The organism is Bradyrhizobium sp. CAR08, assembly GCF_052871955.1.
In genome coordinates this window covers 225180-245593 of sequence record NZ_JBIXJX010000011.1, presented here as the reverse complement: position 1 = coordinate 245593, position 20414 = coordinate 225180, and the positions used below count along the sequence as shown (strand labels likewise).

Sequence of the window (20414 nt, the reverse complement as noted above, 5' to 3'; positions counted from 1 at the left end):
GACGGGAGCGCCCGGTTTGGCTATGATGACACCCATCACGTGACCGCATTCGAAAAGCTTCCGGCCAAACGATTCGGAATCCCGCGTTGTGCTAACCGCCGGAACGATTTGAGGGGATTCGTCCTGAGGAGCGAATTCGATGCTGATTGTACCGGCGAGACGACCCGCCATCCCGGACGCTGCGGCTGGGCGACTTCGTGCTGCAGCAGGTCGGCGCTAGCCGCCAATGCGAGGAGCACGGGTGGATGCAAGATCGCGCAACCCGCATGTGCGCGAGCTCGCCGTAGACATCGCCGTCAATACCCCCCGTTCGACACTTCGACGGGCGAAGCCTCAATTGAAGCTGGCGAGGTGCCGGACTCGCGCGTCCGCGCTGACTGGTCACGGATGCATCCCTTGGCCGACTGGTTATTTCCACCCAGCCGATAGCTGCGGACGTAAACCGGACGAACAGCTGTCCACAGGAACCGATGCCTCGCCCCGCCGCATCCGATTGAGTGCAGTCAGGCCCGCACCGACCGCGGGTTCATCCCGGGAGCCTACGATCCCCAAACCTTAGCCGAAATGGCGGCCGCGCTCGAGCAACCGCCGGACTATCGCGCCTTGCGCCGGCTCGTTGCGCGCCCAGAATTCGCGCGAATTGAATTTCTTGGCAACTATCCTAAGCCTGCAGCACATCAGCGGTCTCTTTTCAGACAGCAAGCGCAGCGCGGTCAGGAAGTGAATAATTCTCCAAAATGGGTACGCCACTCATTCGGGGAACATGGATTCTGTCCCTGTCCCGGACGACGTCAATCTTGCGAGTTATGCTGTCCTGATGTCCGGCAAATCACGTGGCGGTGGCCTGCTCGATCAGGTAACAACAGCATCCGCCTGTCGGAGCAGAAACGGATCCGCGACGCGCTCTTCGCCGAACACATGATTCCCCCCAAGGTTTGCACCACCGGTTTGAAGGTCCGGACGCGCAAGGGCCCGTGAAACCCTCCCAGGCATCCGTCGCTCACCACATCTGCACAATGAAGCGGCCGTTATTTGGTCGCGATGTAGTCCTTCACCTCGGGCAAGCAGTAGATCGAGACGAAGCGCAGCAGCCGCGGATCATCCTTCCTGTCCGCCGCCATGAACTGCAGGCACCCAGTGCGATCAAGTTACCGCGGTCGGCGAGCAGCGCCCCTACGCTAGCGGAGCGATCGAGCAAACCCGAGTTGATCGCTAGGATCATCGCTTGGCCAGGTGGGCATCGGATGCTCCGATGAAGGCGAGCTCGGCGGCGTTCTGGACGTGATCGGAACTCGCGTCGGCGCGGTGATCCGACGCGATCGCGACATAGAGCGCCGGCAGCACGAAAAGCGTGAACAGCGTGCCGATGGACATGCCCGCGACGACCACGAGCCCGATCGAGAAGCGGCTCGCGGCGCCAGCACCCGTTGCGGTCAACAAAGGTAAGAGGCCCGTGACCATCGCCGCCGTGGTCATCAAGATTGGACGGAGGCGGACGCGCGCCGCCATCTCGATGGCCGAGCGGGGATCGAGTCTCTCCTTGAGCTGCAGCTGATTGGCGAACTGGACCATCAGAATACCGTGCTTGGATATCAGCCCAGCCAGTGTCAACAGTCCGATTTGGGTGTAGATGTTCATCGTCGCCAAGCCAAAGAATAGCGGGATTAAGGCGCCGGCGATTGCCATGGGAACGCTGAACATGATGATGAGGGGATCGCGCAGACTTTCGAACTGCGCCGCAAGCACCAAGAAAATGACGATGAGTGCAAACGCAAAGGTGATGACCAGTTTGTTACCCTCCTGCACATATTGACGGGCGTCCCCGAGGAAGTCGTGGCTGAACTCTGCGGGCAGTTTCATTGCCTCGCTCTCGAGGAAGTCCACAGCCTGACCGATCGTGACGCCGGGCATCGGTACGGCTTGGAAGGTCGCGGAGTTGAGCTGGTTGTAGTGGGTGAGTGCGTTCGGATCGGTCGCAGTCTCGATGGAGACCACGGTCGATAGCGGCAGCATCGAGCCCGCCGCTGCCTTGACATAATAGCTCCCAAGTGATTCCGGCGTCAGGCGTTTCTCGCGCGGCACCTGCGGGATCACTTCGTAGGAGCGACCCTGCAGGTTGAAGCGATTGACGTAGTTTCCGCCAAGGAGGGTCGCGAGCGCGCTACCGACGTTCTGCATGGTGATGCCAAGGTCGCTCGCCTTGGATCGATCGACCTTGATTCGCACCCCCGGCTGGTTGAACTCAAGGTCAGAGTCGCTGACCATGAACAGACCGCTCTCGCGCGCGACATCCTTCAGCTTCGACATCTGCTCGTAGATGTACTGGAAACCGAGCGTCGACTTGATCACCATCTGCACTGGTAAGCCGCCCGAACCGCCCGGAAGCGGCGGCAAGCTAAAGGCAAATGCGTTGATGCCTTCCAGTTTGGACAGCTCGGCCTGGACCAGCGATTTCAGAGCGATCGATGAGCGCTTGCGCTCGGCCCAAGGCTTAAGCAACATCCCGGCCATGCCGCCCTGCGGACCGCTGATGCCGTTGAGCACGAAGCGAAAATCCGTCTCGGGAAACTTCTGGAGTGCCTTGTCGAGCTTGGCGCCGTAATAATCCAGGTAATCAATATTGGCGTATTTCGGCGCTTTTGTCAGTGCGAATACGATACCCTGATCCTCCTCGGGTGCGAGTTCCTTGGAAGTATGCATATACAGAAAGGCGACGAGGCCCAGCATGGTCAGCGCAAACAGCCCGGTAATCGGGCGATAGTCGAGCGAGCGGTCGAGCTTGCGGCCGTACCAGCGCGTCACGGCGCTGAACACACGATTCACAAACTTTGCAAACCGCCCCTCTTCAGCGCTCTTCAGGAAGACCGCGCACATCATGGGCGACAGCGTCAACGCGATCACGCCCGACACGATCACCGAACCCGCCAGTGTAAACGCGAATTCGCGGAACAGCGCGCCGGTGAGGCCGCCGAGAAAGCCGATGGGGGCGTACACGGCGGCCAACGTAATCGTCATGGAGAGGACGGGGCCGACGATCTCGCCCGCGCCATTTGTAGCAGCCTGCGCGGGCGACGCACCTTCTTCCATATGGCGATGAACGTTCTCCACCACGACGATTGCGTCGTCAACCACGAGACCGATCGCAAGCACCATCGCAAGGAGGGTCAGCAGATTGAATGAGAACCCTAGCGCCAGCATCATACTGTAGACGCCAATAATGGACAGCGGAATGGTGACGACCGGAATGATGACAGACCGCAGGGAGGCCAGGAACAGGAAGATCACCAACATCACGATCGCGACGGCCTCAAGGAGCGTCTTCTCCACCTCGTCTATCGATGATTGGATGAACTTGGTGGAGTCGTAGGCCACTTCCATCTTCAGCGATGGCGGCAGGCTGCGCTTCATTTCTGGAAGCAGTGCCCGAACGCCTCGCGCTATGTTCAGTGGATTACCTTCTGGGCTCGCCTGCACGGCGACGAAGATCGCGTGTTCGCCGTTCATCGCGACGCTGGCGTTTGTGCTCTGCGCCGCAAGCTCGACTGTCGCGATGTCCTCCATGCGCACAAAGCCGCCGTCGTTGGCTTTGACGATCATGCGCTTGAAGTCATCAACACTCCGCAGATCAGTGTTGACCGTGACGTCGGAGAGAGTGAAATAGCCCTTAGTCTGGCCGGCCGCAGCCTGGAAGTTGTTGGCCGCGATTGCAGCCGAAACATCAGCTGGCGACACGCCGTGGCCCGCCATTCTCGCGGGATCGAGCCATAACCGCATCGCAAAAGTCTGGCCGCCGAGGATGTCTGCTGCTGCGACGCCGTCTACAGTTGACATAATCGGTTGCACCACGCGCGAGAGATAGTCGGAGATCGCGCTGGCCGTCAGTTCTTCGCTGGAGAAGGCGATATACATGACAGCTGTAGTCTGACCGGCAGATTTGGTGACGACCGGATCGTTCGATTCCTTAGGGATTAAATATTTGACCGAGTTGACCTTGGAGAGCACTTCAGTGAGCGCCTCGTTGGGCTCGAAATTGAGCTTGATATAGACCTGGATCGTCGAGGCACCGAGCACCGAGGAGGACGTAATGTAATCAACGCCTTCGGCCGAAGCGAGCGCTTGCTCAAGGGGCGTGGTGATGAACCCCTGGATCATGTCGGCGGAGGCGCCAGGATAAGAGGTTGTGATATTGACGACCGTGTTGGTCAGCTTAGGATACTGCCGGATTGGCAAAACGGTGGCCGCACCAATGCCGGTCAGCAGGATCAGGAGACTGACGACGATAGACAATATCGGACGTTTGATGAAGAGCTCGGTAAATGCCATCGCGATGCTCGCATTCAAGAGACTGACGGAAATTCGCCAGTAAGCCAGGCTACAGCAACAGTCATCAACGCGGCGACTGTGGGTAGGGGCACCTTCTCAGGGTAGAGGCCCCATGTTTCTCTTAAGCTAGCAACCGCCCCGGGGGGCCGGCTCGAACCAGTAGAGCTGAGCCTCTGGGCAAAGCCGCAGACAATGTAAAGAGTCAGCTCCGTCGTAGCAGCCGATGTCCAAGATGACTGGGTCTTGCTTCTGGAGGGAGCACACAATGTGCTGATGGACCTCCAACGCGGAAGTGGGCTGACGTATTTCCATTTAACCTCGTCCCACGCCTCAATGGCAGCAATGCCTTGCAGCACACTTATCAACTCAGCTTAGGATTTCGCGCCGCCCCACCCTTCGGACGATCCAGCTTCGACGCTGAAACTACAGACAAGCCGACGGGCAGCTCAACTCTACAGAGGTAAGCGGGGGATATAGAACGGGTTGCATAACCTATACCAACGTTTGTCGACGAGCGACGCCCGCATGAGCCGCGCGAGACTTGTGATGTTGCTCGAGAGCACAGGCGTTTCCCTTCGGTCTTGTGCTTCACGATGAACCGGCCATCTCGGGTCCGCCCGCAAAGTAAGTGAACCCCAGGAAGGCGAAGGTCTCGGCCACCGCTCGCTGCGCGGCTGACGCGGGAGGGCCGCGAACCGCGCCAAACTCGATCAACCGGGTTTTGTCCGCATGGAGCGTCGGCCAGTCGCGCCTTGAGGGCCAAGAGCATTTCCTGGGTATCTGCCTTGCTCTCGAAGCCGATGACGAAGTCGTGCGCAAAGCGCACGGTCACAACGCGACCGCGTGCATGGCGACCACTCCAGTGGTCGACCCAGAGATCGAGGATGTAATGCAGGAAGATGTTGGAAAGGAGCGGACTGATCCTGCCCTTTGCGGCGTGTGTCTTGCTTCTCGCCGCTCTCAAGAACGCCAGCTCGCAGCCGCAGCTCGATGAGCTGCAGGATACGAGGATCGGCAATCCTGTGCGCCACCATCCGCAGCAGCCACTCGTGGTCGACCGAATCGAAGACACTGGATATGTCATGATAGCCGGATGCAGGGCATCAAGCTCCATCTGAGGATTCCGCCCCGGCCGGAAGCCGTAGGAGAAGCCGAGGAATTCGACCTCATAGGCGGCGCTCAACACCTTGTCCACCGCGCTTTGGACGATCTTGTCCTCTAGCGGCCGGCACACCGAGAGGCCGCCTACCCCCGTCGGCTTGGGGATGTAGACGCGCCGCACCGGCTGTAGCCGGTAGGGACAGTGTGGACCCGTGCCCAGAGATCGCGGATTGGTCCGTGAGCCCCTCTTCGTACTTTGCCTCCGTTATCCCATCGACCTCCGCGCCGGCCTGCCGGCTTTTGTCGGCGAAACGCCCGAAGCAGATCGTCTTTGTCGATGTGGTGCGGCAAGGCTGTGAACCGGTTTGGACATATGGTCGGCATGTTCCCCAAGGAGAAGGCCATGGTTCGCCTCATTGGAGCGGTCCTGCTCGAACAGAACGATGAATGGGCCGTCCAGCGTGCCCGTTACATGACGCTGGAAACCATCGCGCCTTTGAGCGATGATTCGAGCGTCAGCCTTCCGGCTGCCAGCTGACCGGGCCCGGCTCTCTTGCCGGCGAACCGGTTGCCCGAGCGCCAGTTACAGCATGCTGAAAAACACGAGTATTTCTGACAGTGCTTTTCGCGCCCTACTGCGGAGCTCACGAAGACGCGATTGCTAGCTCTTGGAGCCTCGACGCAAGAGCGATCGAACAAGCGGAATAAGAAAAGACCCAATCATCGAAGGCTCCTTGGGCTCGGACCACCGCGTCTGGGCTGAACGTACAGTTCGCCGGGCTCTGCGGCAGCCACTACAATCTGTGGGGAACCGAGGACGGCTCCTACGCACCGGGCACCCGCACCCGCACCCGCACCCGCACCCGATAACAAACTTACGCCGCCGACACCCGCAAGTATTTTTACTCCGCTTTGCTTAGCATTTCTACTCTGGACTACGCGCCTCATCGCCAGGAATGCCCTCACGCACGCTGCGGCACTTGACGAATTTCATTTTCATTCGACGCTGCCGAAGCCAGCATGAGGGACGCGTTGCGAGTAATCGCTGCGGCTTGGCCGTAGCGCAGCGCGGAAATTTACGCTAGCTTCCGCTCGCGAGTTTGCAAATGCCTACCCGCATCCGATCTTTAAGACAACGAGCGACCATTCGACCGCTTGCCCCCTCCCATCCTCAGAGCTGGGATAATCCGGACAATGAGGAAATCTGGTTTGAGTTGGCGCGCGCCATCGGACGTCAGATCGCACGGGATGAAAATCATGGCTCGGGGCAGCCGATGGAGGACCGGCATGACGACACCGTCATCGAAGAAAACGGCCGTAATATACGCGCGCTATTCGAGCGACATGCAAAGGGCGAGCTCGATTGACGGTCAGCTGTTACTCTGCCGCAAGGTCGCATTGCGCAACAACCTCGATGTCGTCGGCGAGTTTGTGGATGCCGCAAAATCTGGTCTTACCGAAGGTGCGCGGGACGGCTATCAGCGCTTGCTCAACGGTGTGCGAAGCCGGCAGTTTGACGTAGTCGTCGTTGAGCATTTCGACCGCTTGTCGCGCGATCCCGCAACCATCCAGCGTCTCAAGCAGGTTTTCGAGTTCAACGGCGTTGAGCTGATGGATCAGAAAGGAGTCTACGCGACCGCCACTGACATTAGCATCGCAAGTCTGTACAACACGATTTACAAGCCGCAGCTCGCCGAAAAGGTTCGGCGCGGCCATGACAACGCTGTTGCGAACGGAAGAATTCCGGGCTCATACGCCTATGGTTATCGGCCGAGGCCGGGCGCGCCCGGCGAGCGCGTAATCGATGAGAACGAAGCAAAGATTGTGCTCCGCATCTTCAAAGAATATGCAGCGGGCCGCTCGACCCGAACTATCGCCGCTGACCTCACCCGCGAAGGCGTGCCCTCACCAGGGGCAACTCGTCACAAGAACAAGGCGGGTCGCACCACCTGGAACCATCAGTGCATCACAGGCGGTCGGCATGGTCGCGGCATTATCGGCAACGAACTATACATCGGCGAGATACATTGGAACGTTCGCTCGACAATTCTTAACCCAGAGACGCAGAAGAAACAGAAGCGCTGCAATCCAGCAGAACGCCACATTATCGTCAAAAAGCCAGAGCTGCGGATCGTTCCGCAAGGGCTCTGGGATCTAGCGCAGAAGGTTCGTAGGGTGCGCGCGGTATCTATGTTCGGACCGACTGGCCAGCCGCGGCGTCGCGCCGTGAGTCCGCGCAACAATGAGCACCCGCTTGCCGGTGTGCTCCGGTGTGGCGTCTGCAATGGCCATATGCGAATCGCTCAATCCTCGCGTAACGGTGCGCCGCGCGCGGCATGCGCGAGCGCGCATCAGCGGGGCACCTGCGAGCACACCCGTAGCTTTGATATGGACGTTCTGCTCGAGGATGCCTCCGAAAAAATCCAGGTGAAATTGCTTTCGCCGAAAGCCATTGAAGAGGCGATGCGTACTTGGAAGGAGGAGCGCAAAAACGATCGGAACAATGGCAGCGAACACAATAAGCTAGAGCGTCGACGCCGCGTATTGACTACCGAGATCGAACGCCTCTCTTATGCCATCGCAAATAGCCGCCGCAAGCCGGACGAATTGCTCAAGCGGATCGATGAGTGCGACCTGGAGCGGGAAAGCGTTGAAGAGCGCTTGCGGCTGCTGGGCGGTGGCGGCGAAAATTTAGTTGGCTTCGATCGCCCGAAATTCAGTGACCGATACTCCTCGGAGGTTAGAAGGCTTATCACCGCGCTCAAAACCAATCCGAAGGCGATCGAAACTCGCATTGCCTTCCGCAACTTGATTGAATGCATAGTAGTGCATCCGGTTCGCAAGCGGATGCCCTACGAATATACGCCCTACCTGAACAGCTCCGCGCTTTACGGAAAGAACCTTTTTCCCGAAAACCGCAGCAAGGAGCGAGAGATCAGCACGTTTGCATACTACGACAATGGCAAGCCAGGGAAATCCGTGTCCTCGTAATAGACGCGGACCTGCATATGGTGGCGGCCGTCGCGGATCTCGCCGTCGAGATGAGCTGTCACGTCGCGAGCCTCTTCGCTTTTCGGTAACTAGCCCGTTTTGCGCAAAAACGGCCGGCTGCGCAAGCGCGGCTAGACCACCGCCGGCCCACGCCCCAGCGTCACCTCGACGATCTCCGGCGGCACGCCGACGCGGAGCGGCATGATGCTGCAACCGAGGCCGCCGGAGATGATGACGTCGCATTTGAGCCGGACATGGCCATAGGCGAGCCGGAGGCCGTGCTGTGGCGGAACCGCCGGCGACCAACCGAGCAGGCGGACCTGGCCGCCATGAGTGTGGCCAGACAGTTGCAGCGCGACGCGGGCGGGCACGCGCGGCGCGATATTGGGCTCATGCGCGAGCAGGATGATCGGCGCGTCGTCGGTGACCTTGGCAAGCGTCGCGTCGAGATCGTCGGCGCCGAAGCGTCCCGTGCTCCGGAAGCGTCGCGCCGGCAGAAAGGCGAGTTGATCGCCAAGGCCGGCGAGCCAGAATGCACGGCCATCCTTGGCGAGCCGCACGACGTCGTTCTCGTAGACGGGAATGCCGGCCGTCTCCAGCGCGCGATGCGCGACCGTCGGCCCGTGTCCAGCCTGCTGGACGATCCTGTCCGCCCAATAGTCATGGTTGCCCATGACGGCATGGACGCCGAGCGGCGCTTTCAGACCGGCCAGCACCTTGGCCCATTCGCTCGCCGGAATGATGCGCGTGACCTGGTGCAGACCGGCAACATAGTCGCCGAGCAGCACGATGATATCCGCATTCAGCGCATTGGTGCGATCGACGATGGCTTCGATCCGCTCCAGCGACATCCAGGGATCGCAGGCATGGATGTCGGCGATCACGGCGATCTTCAGCGGGAAATCCGCCGGCCATTGCCGCGGGGTTGGATGATAGCGGGTGACGCGAAGCCGCAGCACCGGCTCGACGCCGACGCCATAGGCCGCGGTCGATGCGCCGAGGGCGGACAGTCCGCCGATGGAACGGATGAGGTGACGGCGCGTGATCATGGCAGCCTGATCGTGATGCAGCTTGTTGATGCGACCCTATTGAAGCGGAAATGGGGTGCTTTTGTGCAGACCCTCTGCACGAAATCACCGGAAATTCATGACGGCCCGACCGTCCGTACTTGCGCAGATCAGTCGTCGCTCTCGTCGGTGCCGAACAGGCCGAACTGTGCCGCCGCATCGCGCGATGGCTCGCTGATGCCGAGATGGCGAAAGGCGTGCGAGGTGAGCAGGCGGCCGCGCGGAGTGCGCTGCAGATAGCCGCACTGGATCAGATAGGGCTCGATGATGTCTTCGATCGCATCGCGCGGCTCCGACAGAGCGGCGGCCATCGTCTCGACGCCGACCGGGCCGCCGCCATAGTTCTGCGCGATGGTCGTGAGGTAACGGCGGTCCATCGCGTCGAGGCCGGCGGCATCGACCTCGAGCGCGCTCAGCGCGTGGTCGGCAATCTTGCGATCGATCCTGTCGGCATCGGCCGCCGAAGCAAAATCGCGCACGCGGCGCAGCAGCCGGCCGGCGATACGCGGCGTGCCACGCGCGCGTCGCGCGATCTCGTTGGCGCCATCCGCGCTCATGCCGACGTTGAGCACGCGGGCACCACGGGTGACGATGCTTTCCAGCTCCTCGATGGTGTAGAAATTCAACCGGACCGGAATGCCGAAGCGGTCGCGCAAGGGATTGGTGAGCAGACCGGCGCGGGTGGTGGCGCCGACGAGGGTGAATTTCGACAGCTCGATCTTCACCGAGCGCGCCGCCGGACCCTCGCCGATGATGAGGTCGAGCTGGAAATCCTCCATCGCGGGATAGAGCACTTCTTCCACCGCCGGGCTCAGGCGATGGATCTCGTCGATGAACAGCACATCGCGCTCTTCGAGATTGGTGAGCAGCGCGGCGAGATCGCCGGCCTTGGCGATCACCGGGCCTGATGTCGCGCGAAAGCCGACGCCGAGCTCCTTGGCCACGATCTGCGCCAGCGTGGTCTTGCCGAGGCCGGGGGGACCGACGAACAGCACATGATCCAGCGCCTCTCCGCGCTTGCGCGCCGCCTCGATGAAGATGGACAGATTCTTGCGCGCCTGCTGCTGACCGACGAAGTCCGACAGCGATTGCGGGCGCAGCGCGGTATCGCCGACATCATCGCTGCGGCGCTCGGGCGTGACCATGCGGTCGGCCTTGGGATCGCTCACTTCGCGAGCTCCTTCAGGCCAAGGCGAATGAGCTGCGCGGTCTCCGCATTCTCACCCGCGCTGCGCGATGCAGATGCAATGGCCGCGGCAGCTTGCGGCTGGCCGTAGCCGAGATTGACCAGCGCGGAGATCGCGTCCGCCACGGGCCGCGGCGCGCGCTGGTCGTCGACGGCGCCGGCGAGGTGCACGACCGCCGGATCGACATTGGCAAAGGCCGGCGCCTTGTCCTTCAACTCGGTGACGATGCGCTCTGCGACTTTGGGGCCGACACCCGGCGTGCGCGCCACCGCAGCCTTGTCGCGCAACGCGATCGCGTTGGCGAGGTCGGACGGCCCAAGCGTGCCGAGCACGGCGAGCGCGACCTTGGCGCCGACGCCCTGCACGGTCTGAAGCAGGCGAAACCATTCGCGCTCCGGGTCGCTGCGGAAGCCGAACAGCTTGATCTGATCCTCGCGAACATAGGTCTCGATCGACAGCACGGCGGCCTCGCCCGGCGAGGGCAGATGCTGCAGCGTGCGCGTCGAGCAATGCACCTGATAACCGACCCCGCCGACGTCGAGGATGACGAAATCCTCGCCGTAGGAATCGATCAGGCCCTTGAGCTTGCCGATCATAAGCCTGCCACCTTCAGCCGCAGCGCGGTGCTCTGGCGATGATGGGCATGGGTGATGGCGATGGCGAGCGCGTCGGCGGCGTCCGCGGACGGCGGATCGGCCTTCGGCAGCAAAATCTTGAGCATCATCGCGATCTGCTGCTTGTCGGCGTGGCCGGCGCCGACCACCGTCTTCTTCACCTGGTTCGGCGCGTATTCGGCAACACTGATGCCGAACATCGCAGGCGCGAGCATGGCGACGCCGCGGGCCTGGCCGAGCTTCAGCGTCGCGACGCCGTCCTTATTGACGAAAGTCTGCTCGACCGCGGCTTCCATCGGCTTGTGACTGGACAGGACGGCGGCCAGCCCCTCATGGATCGCGAGCAGCCGGCTCGCCAGCGGCAAATCGTCCGGCGGCTCCACCGAGCCGCAGGCGACGTAGATCAGGCGGTTGCCCTCGGCCTCGATCACGCCCCAGCCGGTGCGGCGCAGGCCAGGGTCGATGCCGATGATGCGAACGGGGCCACGAATCGGGAGCGTCGTCATGAGCCAGTGATAGCGGCTGGCCGCCGTGGGGGAAACAGAAACAGAACGGAAGTAACAGGGGAAGTGCCTCCCTACCCGCCCATCTTCGCCAGCAGCGCGTCCGACACCTCGAAATTGGCGTAGACGTGCTGGACGTCGTCGTGCTCGTTGAGCAGGTCCATCAGCTTGAGCAGCTTCTCGCCGGTCTCGTCGTCGACCGCGACGGTGTTCTGCGGTTTCCAGATCAGCGCGGCCTTGCGCGGCTCGCCGAACTTGGCTTCCAGCGCCTTGGCGACGTCGCGATAGCCTTCGGTCGAGGCGTAGATCTCGTGGCCGCCTTCGCTCGAGATCACGTCGTCGGCGCCGGCCTCGATCGCGGCATCCAGCACCGCATCGTCGGAGGCGACGCTGCGGTCGTATTCGACGACGCCGGTGCGGTCGAACATGAAGGACACCGAGCCGGTTTCGCCGAGATTGCCGCCGGACTTGGTGAAGAAGGAGCGGATGTCGGAAGCCGCACGGTTGCGATTGTCGGTCAGCGCCTCGACGATGACGGCAACGCCGCCTGGGCCGTAACCCTCGTAGCGGATCTCGTCATAATTCTCGCTGTCGCTGCCGAGCGCCTTCTTGACGGCGCGCTCGATGTTGTCCTTCGGCATGTTCTCCTGGCGCGCCGCGGTGATGGCGGCACGCAGGCGCGGGTTCATGTTGGGGTCGGGCGTCCCCAGCTTGGCCGCGACGGTGATTTCCCGTGCCAGCTTGCCGAACAGTTTCGACTTCTGGGCATCCTGCCGCCCCTTGCGGTGCATGATGTTCTTGAATTGGGAATGTCCGGCCATGCGTGATCTTCTCTAGGGACTCGTGCGCCAAGGTGAGCGTGGGAAGCGCGGCCTTATAGGCCGCCACCCCACTGGAAAGAAAGAGGCTCTACGACTTTAAGGTAACACCGTACGGGCCCGTGCCTAGATGTCAGGCATCGTTAACCCTGATTTCATTCCAGCCTGCGAAAATAGCCTCCGACCGTCCCGCGACAAGAGAGACCTGATGGCATTCGGACTATTTCGGAAGCGTCTGCCGGACATGGCTGCACCTGCGGCTGCTCCGCAGGCCGCGCAGCCGGCGGCCCATTCCGAGCCTGCCGCGGCCGTCGAAAGCGATTCGGCCAAGGAAATCCTGGAACTGCTGGAACTCGAACTGGGCGCCATGATTCGCCAGCTCGAGCGCGCCGCCAATTCGGTGGCCGGCGGCGCCGAGGCGACCGCCACGACGCTTGCCGCCATTCGCGACCGCACCGACGCCCTGACCGGCCGGACCAACGCCGCGCAATCGAATGCCTCCACCTTCGCCCATGCCGCCGACAAATTCACCCAGTCGGCGCTGGGCATCGGGGCGCAGGTTCGCGAGGCCGGCAAGCTCGCCGACGAGGCCAGCGCCGCGGCACAGGAAGCCCGCGCCAACGTCGATCGCTTGCGCGAATCCTCGGCCGCCATCGGCAACGTCGTCAATCTGATCGCACAGATCGCGCGGCAGACGACGCTGCTCGCGCTCAACTCGACCATCGAGGCCGCGCGCGCGGGCGCTGCGGGAAGAGGCTTTGCGGTCGTCGCCACCGAGGTCAAGGCACTCGCGGTGCAGACCCAGGGCGCGACGGAGGAAATCACCAAGAAGATCGACGCGCTGCAGCGCGACGCCGCCGGCTCCGCGGATGCGGTGCACCGCATCTCGCAGGCGATTGAGGCCATCCGCCCGGTGTTCGAGACCGTCAACGGCGCGGTCGCCGAACAGAACGCCACCACCAGCGAAGTCTCCGGCAACGCGACCAGCGCGTCGCAGTTCATCATCTCGGTCGGCGAAAGCGCAGCCGAGATCGATGCTGCGACCAAGGCGGCCGAGAGCCACGGCGAGAGCGTCGCCAGCGCAGGCAAGGCCGTGACCGCCTTCGCACAGAAACTGAAATCGCGCTGCGCCGTGCTGCTGCGCCAGAGCGAGCACGATGACCGCCGCAAGACCGAGCGGCTGCCCTGCCATCTCAAGCTAAAAACCGCCCGCGGCGTGCTGCCGGTCTACGAGATAGCGATGGACGGCGTGCTGATCGGCGGCGCGGACGCGGGCCGCCTTGCATCGCAAGCCATGGTCGAAGGCACCCTCGAAGGCGTCGGCGCCTGCCGCCTGCGCGTGGTCGAGCAATCCAAGGCCGGTGCCCGCGCGCAATTCGTTAGTCCCAATGACGAGCTCCGCGAGAAGATCGAGGACAGGCTGTGGTCGATCCACGAGGAGAACACGGAGTTTGTCACCCGCGCCATGGAGGCGGGTAATGCGCTGACCGCGATCTTCGAGCAGGCGGTTGCCCGCGGCGAGGTGAAGATCGACCACCTCTTCGACACCGATTATGCCGAAATCGCCGGAACCAATCCGCAGCAGTACCGCACCAGATATCTGGATTGGGCCGATCGCGCGCTGCCGGCGTTCCAGGAAGCCTTTCTGGCGAAGGACCCGCGCATGGCATTCTGCGCCATGGTCGATCGCAACGGCTTCCTGCCGGTGCACAATAGGATCTATTCGCATCCGCAGCGGCCGGGTGATGCCGCCTGGAACACGGCCAACAGCCGCAACCGGCGGATGTTCAACGATCTGGCGGGGTTGGCTGCCGCGCGCAACCTTCGCTCGTATCTGGTCCAGAGCTATGCACGCGACATGGGCAACGGAAATACGGTGATGATGCGCGAGATCGACGTTCCGATCCGCGTGCAAGGCCGGCACTGGGGCGGATTCAGGACGGCCTACAAGCTTTAGTGCGCGCTCAGGCAAGACGCCAACGCGCGAATCACCTCCTAAGATCGATATTGGAATGGGAATGCCGCGGAGAGCCGGCGAACGGCTCTGACTGGAGGACTCTCAAGACATGTCCGTCGTACAACTTGCAGTACTGGACACTGGCTCCAACCGAACGCTTGCCGAACGGCTGATCGATCAGCTCGCCGACCGCATCGGCGGCCTCGGCGTGGAACTGGCTGACATCGCCGGCAACGTCCAGGAAGTCGCAAGCCGCGTCGCGAACCAGTCGGAACGTTTCCACCACCTCCAGGAAACCGCCGAGACGATGGTGTCGGCCAACCACGACATCGCCAATGCGTCACAGGCGGTGCAAACGACCACGTCAGCGGCGGTCGGCGAGATCGCGCAGTCGCGCGGCGCAGTCGACGCCGCGGTCAGCCACATCTCCGAACTCGTTGCAGCCGTCGAACGCATCGAGGCGCGGCTCAGCGCAGTCGGCTCCGCGCTGACACAAGTCGCAAAGGTCTCCGGCTCGATCGAGGCGATCGCCAAGCAGACCAACCTGCTCGCGCTCAACGCCACCATCGAGGCGGCACGCGCCGGCAATGCCGGCCGCGGCTTCGCGGTGGTCGCAAGCGAGGTCAAGAACCTCGCGGAAGCCACCCGCCAGGCCACGCACCAGATCTCCGACACCGTGCGCGATCTCGACGGCCAGATCGAAGGTCTGATCGGCGAGAGCAGCGATGCCTCGCAGCGCGCGAAGACGGCCGGCGAAGGCGCCCAGCGGATCTCCGGCATCATCTCGCGGGTCCAGCAGGGCTTCGCCTCCGTGGAAGCCGAGATCGGCAGCGTCACGCGCGCGGCAACCTCCAATCTCGGACATTGCGACACCGTCATCAGCGAGCTCAACGAGCTCGCCAAGGGCGTCGACCTCTCCTCACGCGATCTCAAGAACGCCGATCAACGCGTGACCAAACTGCTCGACACGTCCGAAGGGCTGATTGCGCTGATCGCCGACAGCGGCGTCGAGACATCGGATGCGCCGCTGATCCGAATTGTCGTCGAGACCGCAAAGCGGATCTCGGACGAGTTCGAAGCCGCCATCGGCCGCGGCGAGATCACGCTCGACCAGTTCATGGACGAGAACTATCGGGAAATCCCCGGCACCGATCCCAAGCAGTACAACACCAACTATGTCGACTTCACAGACCGCGTGCTGCCCCCGATCCAGGACCCGATCCAGAAATCCGATCCCCGCATCGTGTTCTGCGTCGCCTGGGCCAAGGGCGGCTATCTGCCGACGCACAACCCGAACTACCGCCTGCCGCAGGGCAAGGACCCGGTCTGGAATAACGCCAATTGCCGCAACCGCCGCCTGTTCACCGATCGCGCTGTGCAGAAGGCCGCGGCCAACACCAAGCCGTTCCTGCTGCAGACCTATCGCCGCGACATGGGCGGCGGGCAGTTCGTGCTGATGAAGGACCTGTCCTCGCCGATCATGATCCGCGGCAAGCACTGGGGCGCCTTCCGGATGGGCTTTCGGCAGAGCTGAGGGTCGTCGCGACGCGCTTGCGGCGGGGGCGCATGGCCTCCCTGAATCAAAAACCTCGAAAACAACCCCATGCACAGTAGCCGGGGCGAGTAGAATCAACGGCTTAAGCGCCAGATGAATCCGTCGATCCAGGCGCCTCTGAAGCGCCTGCGCCGTCGGGCAAAACAGGCGTATACTGCTATTATTCCGAAATCTCCGTCCCCTCCTCTTCTCCCCTCGCGAGAGAAGCCGATTTCGATAGCCCCGCCCCGCTTTCCGTAGACGGCGCTGGCCGCGCGCTGTACGGCCTTCCGGGCCTACGCTTGGGCGGCCCGGTAGCTGTGCTTGGCAATGAACGGACTACTTCTTTTGCTCGGTGGTCGTCGTGGCGGCCGGGGTGCCGTCGCGAGCGTCCCGTCGCTCGTCGCGTCCCGTACGCCTCTCTTGGCGCCGCTCTGTGCGTCCCGTGCGGCGTTCCTGGCGGCGCTCTGTTCGCCCGCTGCGCCGCTCCTGGCGGCGTTCTGTGCCTGACTTCGGCGCGTCCGCTGGCGGCGTGGTAGGCGCGGCGGCTGGCGCAGTGGTTTGAGCAACAGCCTCTGAGGCCGCCAAAATTGAGGACGAAACCACAAGCCCAAACACCCCTGCGTATCCAAGGAAGGTTAGTGCGTTGCGACGACAGACCTGTTTCGGCTCCGAACGTTCATTCATGGTCAGGCTCCCGGTTGCTGCCCCTTAGAGCATGTCACCAGCGTCGGTGGCCTAGTTATTGATCTGGATCAACTTGGTTCGGTGCTTCGAGCCACGTTGGGATTTCGGCCGATGGGATCGACACTCTCGGAAAGTGAGGGATGACAGTCCCTGCACTGACGATCAGTCCGTCGTTGAATTTGGTTCGCGCAAAATCCTTGGCTGCTGCTTCGCTTTCAAACGTGTTGGTTAGCCGCGGATGTCGCCGTCTTGACAGTGTGCCATCCAGCGGCACTTCAAAAGTGACGTACCAAGTGTGTTTCATGCCTAAAGCCGCCCCGTCGGTACGGTGGCCTATCCCCGCCAGACAAAGCAAAGCCGCCACCGGGACGAAGCGATGGCGGCTTCTTCCTGGCTTGCGAAACCGGCCTTTACCGCCTGGCTCCGACACGATTGACGCCACCATTCGCATTGCCGCCGGCGTTATGACGGACTGCGGCGCGCGCCACCGGGCGGGGCCTGAGCACGACGCCTGCCCGAGCAACGCAACCCGCTGGGTAGGCAGTGTATTGGCAATACACGACCGCATTGGCTGGGCCTGGATTGAGCGTGAGACCTGCAAGGCCCAACAGGGCGCTGGCAGCAATCCCGGCAACAGTCGCTGACCTGATCGAAAGACGCTTGCTCGGATGCATGGCGGACCTCTCTCTTGGAACTTGCGCAACTGAGGCTCATCGCCTTCTCAGGTGCGGCAGAACATAGCGTAGTCGCCGCAGTGGGCGGGTTCGATTGATCTACATCAAGCTCCTGCGCGGAGAGAGCCGCAATCTCGCGAGCGGGGCTTAAGGAATTCATGGAAGGGTTTCTGTCATGCTCCGCTTCATTCTTGCTTCTCTTGCCGCTTTCGTTTTGCTCACCGCCTGCTTGATCCCCGATGATGCCGAGGCTCGGCGCGGCGGAGGTGCCTATCGGGGTGGCGGCGGTTATCGCGGCGGTGCGGTCGCAGTTCGAGGACCGCGAGGCGGCGGCGCTGTTGCGGTGCGCGGCGCAGGCTACCGGGGCTACGGCTACCGGGGCGGCTATCGCGGCTACGGCTATCGGGGCTACGGTGTGGGAGCGGCAGCGGTAGGCGCGGCTGCCGTTGGCACTGCTGCGTACCGCCGCAGTTGCTACGATGCTTACGGAAACTATATTTGCGCCTATTAACCCGTCGACCGCGACTTCCATCGCCTCGCGCTCAAGTCCGCGCCTGATCGAGCGAATAGGCGTGAACGGCGAAGAGCGGGCTTCGGGCTTTAGCCGGGACCGGCTGATAGACGGTGAACGGCTTCGGGCTTCGCATGGCTTGCTCCTGTTGAAGCTCGGGCGAACCCCGAGCTTCAACTTTCAGCCACCGTTAGCGCGTGCAGTAAAACCAAGATTTCGGCTGGAATTCATTGTCCCCGGAATCGTTGCGGTCCGCTGCCGCTGGGTCCAGTCCTGATCGCTCTCCCCGGCCAAGCCGCCGACAGCCGTTTTTCGGCCTATTAAACATTCGGCCGTGCCATTAGGCTCCGGGACCGAGGGGACTAGGATGGCAATGCGGTTTTGCCTGTTCTCACTATCCTGGCGATCCTTTTGCAGGCGGACCTTCGCCGCCCCGCTGGTCGTCGCATTGTTGCTGGCAACACTGGGGCCGGGTCGGGCGGCTGATCCTGAGCCCAAGCGCGTTTTGATGCTGCAATCATTCGGCCTCCGCTTCAAACCGTGGACCGATTTCGCTGAGTTTCTTCGCCCCCAAATGATCAAGCAATCGAAAGTCCCAATCGACTTTCAGGACCACTCGCTGCTAAGCGCCCGTGTGGACGACGACAAGGCGCTCGCACCCTTTATCGTTTACCTCCAAGCATTGTACGGGGCCAAACCTCCCGACCTCATTGTCGCCCTCGGTGCGCCAGCTGCCGAGTTTGTGCAGCGGTATCGCGCTCAGCTTTTCCCCAAGACACCCATGATGTTTACTTCCGTCGAGGCGCGACGGGTCCAATACGACAAGCTGACCGAGTATGACACCGTGGCCGCTGCGGCTCATAATTTTCCTGCCGCCATCGAAACTATTCTGAAGGTGTTGCCCGACACGAAAGTGATCGCCGTCGTGAATGGGGCTTCGCCCAATGAAACATTTTGGCAAGGGGTATTGGAGCGAGAACTCGCACCGTTCAGCGGGCGGGTTGAACTACGATGGTATAACAAGCTGTCATTTGAAGATATCCTGAAAGACGCGGCACATCTTCCACCTCACAGCGCCATCTTCTGGCATCTGATGAGCGTTGATGCGGCGGGTGTTACACATGAGGGCGCTGCCGCATTGCACAGGCTCTCGGCTGCCGCCAATGCTCCCATATTTTCTTATCTTGACGGATTTTTTGATGGCTCGATTGTCGGCGGCTCCATGCATTCGACTGAGAAGGGCATGACTATCGCAGCCGCGGCGGCAATCCGTATTCTAAACGGTGAAAAAGCTGGCGACGTAAAGGTCGCACCCAGCCAATTCGAGCTGCCAAGGTTCGATTGGCGGCAAATGCAGCGGTTCGGGATCAGCGACAGCCACCTGCCGCCCGGCAGCACGGTCTACTTCCGCGAGCCATCGGTGTGGGAACGGTATTTATGGCTGATCGCATCCGTCGTCGCGGTTTTTCTCATACAAGCCGGGCTTATTGCTATCCTGCTACGTGAGCATCGCCGTCGTCAATTCGCCGAAGTACAGTCGCGACAGCGCATGACTGAACTCGCCCACGTTAATCGCTTCGCGACCGCTGGCGAACTGACCGCCTCGATTGCTCACGAGATCAACCAGCCGCTTGGGTCTATTCTGACGAACGCCGAAACCGCAGCCGCGATCCTGCAATCGCAGCGTCCCGATATCGCTGCACTTTCCGATGTCGTTGAACTCAGGGAAATTGTGAACGATATTCTACAGGATGACCGGCGTGCCACCGAGGTCATTCGCAGGATGCGCAGCCTCCTAAAAAAGGCGCCGTTCGAATTGAAGCAACTGGACCTCAATGAGGTTGTGCAAGAGACGGTCAGATTTCTTTTGGCGCTAACCGTCAGCCGAAAATTCGAAATGGTCAACGTGATCACGCCCGATGCGCTACCGATCCTCGGCGACCGCATTCAGCTTCAACAAGTCATTTTGAACCTTGTGCTGAACGGGGTCGAGGCTATGAAGGACACGTCTCACGAAAGCCGCACTATCAGCATCCGGACTGCGCGCGTCGATCAATTCGCCGAGCTATCCGTGTCAGATCGCGGACCCGGCATTCCAGAAGACAAATTGAAACAGGTTTTCGAGCCGTTTTACAGCAGTAAAGCGGAAGGCATGGGCATGGGCTTGTCCATTGCGCGCACCATTATCGAAGCACACAACGGGTTCATATCAGCGAGCAATCGGGAGCATGGCGGTGCCTCGTTCACGATCAGGCTTCCCTTTGTCGCTTGATCCAAAACGGCGCCCGTACGCGGAGACGGACCCCTCACCCGAATGAGCCTGCGTCTACCAGCGTCGCTGCCCTCTCCCACAAGGGGAGAGGGCACAACAATGAGTCGCGGCAATTGATCGCGCCGTCGATCGACTTCCACAATCGCACGACTTTCGTCATCGCATGATTTTGCGC

The 20414-nt window shown here is 61.7% G+C and carries 13 protein-coding genes and 2 pseudogenes; 6 read left to right on the top strand and 9 right to left on the bottom strand.

What is annotated here, in order from left to right; all coding sequences use genetic code 11:
- Positions 1-1218: 1218 nt before the first annotated feature.
- A complete protein-coding gene (locus tag ACIPUD_RS23935) occupies positions 1219-4323 on the bottom strand; it encodes an efflux RND transporter permease subunit (protein WP_446481652.1) in 3105 nt (1034 codons plus the stop codon).
- A 1477-nt stretch (positions 4324-5800) separates the two neighbouring features.
- Here ACIPUD_RS23935 and ACIPUD_RS23930 point away from each other — a divergent pair.
- Positions 5801-5962, top strand: a pseudogene (locus ACIPUD_RS23930) (IS256 family transposase); the annotation flags it as partial.
- Between the two features lie 749 nt (positions 5963-6711).
- Positions 6712-8415, top strand: coding sequence for a recombinase family protein (locus ACIPUD_RS23925; protein WP_007599977.1), 1704 nt, complete (start codon positions 6712-6714; stop codon positions 8413-8415).
- Here ACIPUD_RS23925 and ACIPUD_RS23920 read toward each other — a convergent pair.
- The 6 genes and pseudogenes from ACIPUD_RS23920 to ACIPUD_RS23895 all read right to left on the bottom strand — a co-directional run.
- A pseudogene (locus ACIPUD_RS23920) lies at positions 8388-8477 on the bottom strand (acyl-CoA thioester hydrolase); the annotation flags it as partial. The gene ACIPUD_RS23925 and the pseudogene ACIPUD_RS23920 sit on opposite strands and share 28 nt — an antisense overlap.
- A gap of 69 nt (positions 8478-8546) precedes the next feature.
- On the bottom strand, positions 8547-9464 hold the full coding sequence (locus ACIPUD_RS23915; RefSeq protein WP_247475693.1) for a metallophosphoesterase: 918 nt from the start codon (positions 9462-9464) through the stop codon (positions 8547-8549).
- Between the two features lie 128 nt (positions 9465-9592).
- The gene (gene ruvB, locus ACIPUD_RS23910) at positions 9593-10627 is read right to left on the bottom strand and encodes a Holliday junction branch migration DNA helicase RuvB (RefSeq protein WP_018454589.1); all 1035 of its coding nucleotides are present in this window, start codon (positions 10625-10627) and stop codon (positions 9593-9595) included.
- A gap of 20 nt (positions 10628-10647) precedes the next feature.
- On the bottom strand, positions 10648-11265 hold the full coding sequence (gene ruvA / locus ACIPUD_RS23905) for a Holliday junction branch migration protein RuvA (RefSeq protein WP_085351777.1): 618 nt from the start codon (positions 11263-11265) through the stop codon (positions 10648-10650).
- Complete coding sequence (ruvC, locus tag ACIPUD_RS23900) at positions 11262-11789, bottom strand: crossover junction endodeoxyribonuclease RuvC (protein WP_018454591.1); 528 nt, start codon at positions 11787-11789, stop codon at positions 11262-11264. Before ruvC ends, ruvA begins: the two co-directional genes overlap by 4 nt.
- 71 nt (positions 11790-11860) lie before the next feature.
- Positions 11861-12607 (bottom strand): YebC/PmpR family DNA-binding transcriptional regulator, encoded by a 747-nt coding sequence (locus tag ACIPUD_RS23895; protein ID WP_085351776.1) that lies wholly within the window; start codon positions 12605-12607, stop codon positions 11861-11863.
- Between the two features lie 205 nt (positions 12608-12812).
- On the opposite strand from ACIPUD_RS23895, the gene ACIPUD_RS23890 reads away from it, so the two are divergent.
- Positions 12813-14561, top strand: a complete 1749-nt coding sequence (locus ACIPUD_RS23890; RefSeq protein WP_446481651.1) for a methyl-accepting chemotaxis protein — start codon at positions 12813-12815, stop codon at positions 14559-14561.
- Positions 14562-14670: 109 nt separating this feature from the next.
- Positions 14671-16095 carry a methyl-accepting chemotaxis protein gene (locus ACIPUD_RS23885; protein WP_446481650.1) on the top strand — a complete coding sequence of 475 codons (1425 nt, stop codon included), beginning with the start codon at positions 14671-14673 and terminating at the stop codon, positions 16093-16095.
- A 742-nt stretch (positions 16096-16837) separates the two neighbouring features.
- On the opposite strand, the gene ACIPUD_RS23880 is transcribed toward ACIPUD_RS23885, so the two are convergent.
- Positions 16838-17227: a hypothetical protein gene (locus ACIPUD_RS23880; protein WP_240544094.1), complete on the bottom strand. Its 390-nt coding sequence runs from the start codon at positions 17225-17227 to the stop codon at positions 16838-16840.
- Positions 17193-17456, bottom strand: coding sequence for a hypothetical protein (locus tag ACIPUD_RS23875; protein WP_368508787.1), 264 nt, complete (start codon positions 17454-17456; stop codon positions 17193-17195). Before ACIPUD_RS23875 ends, ACIPUD_RS23880 begins: the two co-directional genes overlap by 35 nt.
- 175 nt (positions 17457-17631) lie before the next feature.
- On the opposite strand from ACIPUD_RS23875, the gene ACIPUD_RS23870 reads away from it, so the two are divergent.
- Both ACIPUD_RS23870 and ACIPUD_RS23865 read left to right on the top strand, forming a co-directional pair.
- Complete coding sequence (locus ACIPUD_RS23870; RefSeq protein ID WP_083926372.1) at positions 17632-17967, top strand: hypothetical protein; 336 nt, start codon at positions 17632-17634, stop codon at positions 17965-17967.
- Between the two features lie 367 nt (positions 17968-18334).
- On the top strand, positions 18335-20239 hold the full coding sequence (locus ACIPUD_RS23865; protein WP_446481649.1) for an ATP-binding protein: 1905 nt from the start codon (positions 18335-18337) through the stop codon (positions 20237-20239).
- Positions 20240-20414: the final 175 nt, after the last annotated feature.

Excerpts from the sequence above, each read along its gene's own strand:
- ACIPUD_RS23935 (WP_446481652.1), bottom strand. The coding sequence starts at position 4,323 with ATGGCATTTACCGAGCTCTTCATCAAACGTCCGATATTGTCTATCGTC.
- ACIPUD_RS23925 (WP_007599977.1), top strand. The coding sequence starts at position 6,712 with ATGACGACACCGTCATCGAAGAAAACGGCCGTAATATACGCGCGCTAT.
- ACIPUD_RS23915 (WP_247475693.1), bottom strand. The coding sequence starts at position 9,464 with ATGATCACGCGCCGTCACCTCATCCGTTCCATCGGCGGACTGTCCGCC.
- ruvB (WP_018454589.1), bottom strand. The coding sequence starts at position 10,627 with ATGGTCACGCCCGAGCGCCGCAGCGATGATGTCGGCGATACCGCGCTG.
- ruvA (WP_085351777.1), bottom strand. The coding sequence starts at position 11,265 with ATGATCGGCAAGCTCAAGGGCCTGATCGATTCCTACGGCGAGGATTTC.
- ruvC (WP_018454591.1), bottom strand. The coding sequence starts at position 11,789 with ATGACGACGCTCCCGATTCGTGGCCCCGTTCGCATCATCGGCATCGAC.
- ACIPUD_RS23895 (WP_085351776.1), bottom strand. The coding sequence starts at position 12,607 with ATGGCCGGACATTCCCAATTCAAGAACATCATGCACCGCAAGGGGCGG.
- ACIPUD_RS23890 (WP_446481651.1), top strand. The coding sequence starts at position 12,813 with ATGGCATTCGGACTATTTCGGAAGCGTCTGCCGGACATGGCTGCACCT.
- ACIPUD_RS23885 (WP_446481650.1), top strand. The coding sequence starts at position 14,671 with ATGTCCGTCGTACAACTTGCAGTACTGGACACTGGCTCCAACCGAACG.
- ACIPUD_RS23880 (WP_240544094.1), bottom strand. The coding sequence starts at position 17,227 with ATGGTGGCGTCAATCGTGTCGGAGCCAGGCGGTAAAGGCCGGTTTCGC.
- ACIPUD_RS23875 (WP_368508787.1), bottom strand. The coding sequence starts at position 17,456 with ATGCATCCGAGCAAGCGTCTTTCGATCAGGTCAGCGACTGTTGCCGGG.
- ACIPUD_RS23870 (WP_083926372.1), top strand. The coding sequence starts at position 17,632 with ATGCTCCGCTTCATTCTTGCTTCTCTTGCCGCTTTCGTTTTGCTCACC.
- ACIPUD_RS23865 (WP_446481649.1), top strand. The coding sequence starts at position 18,335 with ATGGCAATGCGGTTTTGCCTGTTCTCACTATCCTGGCGATCCTTTTGC.